Origin of the sequence: Lentilactobacillus hilgardii DSM 20176 = ATCC 8290 (assembly GCF_000159315.1) — a bacterium.
Lineage (GTDB): Bacteria > Bacillota > Bacilli > Lactobacillales > Lactobacillaceae > Lentilactobacillus > Lentilactobacillus hilgardii.
In genome coordinates, this window is record NZ_GG670007.1 from 1 (window position 1) to 1,513 (window position 1,513).

Sequence of the window (1,513 nt, forward strand, 5' to 3'; positions counted from 1 at the left end):
AATTTAGCACCTTAGCAGAAGAAATTATCAATTACCAAAAGAAGAACGACATGCCAGACACACAATTAGCATTCAATTTACGGATTACCGTAGAACGCCTCCACGATATTAAGTCGATGGAATCTCAACCGACACCAGAGGAAAAGAAGCTCATTGAAGACTTTGTGCGTTAAACGTGCAGGAACTATTTGAAATCCTATTTCCCAACATCGCGATGTTAACTAAAAGAAGAGACCTTTTGCAATTTTATTTTGCAAAGGGCCTCTCTTTTGGCTTTTAATAGCTGGTTATTTTTCCGGCGTCTTAAATAACGCTTGTACCTGTTCCTCCAAAGTTGGAACAGGTTTTTGCAATACGTCAGCCAAATCCGTTGTGTCTTCTTCCAAAGCATGATTTCGAATTAATTTTTGAATCATCGTCATAATTGCATCTACCTGATCTGGTACATACTTTCTCAAATTGGCCATAAATTCATCATCGGAAACGCTGGCAATCTCAAATTGTTTGCCGGTCACTTTTCGAAGCACATCAGCCAACTCGGCATACGTATGCATTGGGCCTGCCAATTCATAAACTTCTTTTGGCTGTTCAGTCGTTAAAATAGTGGCTGCAGCTTCGGCATATAATGCTTCGGGGGCCCAACCAACCTTGCCATTCCCTGCGGAATAAACAAATGGTTCACCATTACTAGCTTCTTCCACAAAATTCATCTCATCTTCCAGATACCAATTATTGCGAAGAAATGAATGTGCAATACCCGACTTTTTAATCAAAGCCTCCGTGGCCTTATGGTCTGCTGCCAAGGGTGCTTCTGTCGTGTCTGCATGTGGAAAGCTGGTGTATGCAATGAACTTAACACCGGCCGCTTTAGCAGCCTGAACCACATTATTGTGTTGATCGATTCGTGACATCACTGCACCGGGTTGCGATGAAATAAACAGCAGTTTATCCACACCCTTCAATGAGTCGATTAACTGATCCGGATCTTCATAGGTACCCGGACGAACCTCAACACCGTCTTTATATATAGACTTTGCCTTTTCAATGCTTCGAGCCAGAGCAATAATTGAATCTTCCGGCTTAATTAACTTTTGCAAATACGGAATGGCGTATTTGCCAAAATGACCGGTTGAACCTGTTACAGCATATTTCATAACTTAAAAGCCTCCTAAATCAACTATAGTTTAGTCAGTACATGCCATAGATTATTATAAAACAACCTGCTGGTTTGCGTTTACATAAGCATGCTGAAATCATCAAAAAATGCCAATTGCCAATTGAAATCAAAAAAGACACTTATACGCACGTTACTAAAACGCTAAAGTGACTCATCTTGATTATCATAATAACTTTAATTTTACTGTGCCGAATCGTCTATATCGCTTTGCGCCACACACTTTCTTAGGACTGCTCCTCAAAGCAACATTCGGAATGCTAACCGCTTGACTCCGAACGTTAACTGCTTTGCTCCGCACACTCTTTTAGGACTGCTCCTCAAAGCAACGTTCTACAT

2 protein-coding genes are annotated in these 1,513 nt (G+C 40.9%); one reads left to right on the top strand and one right to left on the bottom strand.

Annotated features, from left to right (window positions below; genetic code table 11):
- A partial coding sequence (locus HMPREF0519_RS14510; protein ID WP_003636823.1) for an LBP_cg2779 family protein occupies positions 1-173 on the top strand: 173 nt, incomplete at its 5' end.
- Between the two features lie 114 nt (positions 174-287).
- On the opposite strand, the gene HMPREF0519_RS12625 is transcribed toward HMPREF0519_RS14510, so the two are convergent.
- Positions 288-1,154 carry an SDR family oxidoreductase gene (locus HMPREF0519_RS12625; protein WP_003636825.1) on the bottom strand — a complete coding sequence of 289 codons (867 nt, stop codon included), beginning with the start codon at positions 1,152-1,154 and terminating at the stop codon, positions 288-290.
- Positions 1,155-1,513 lie beyond the last annotated feature (359 nt).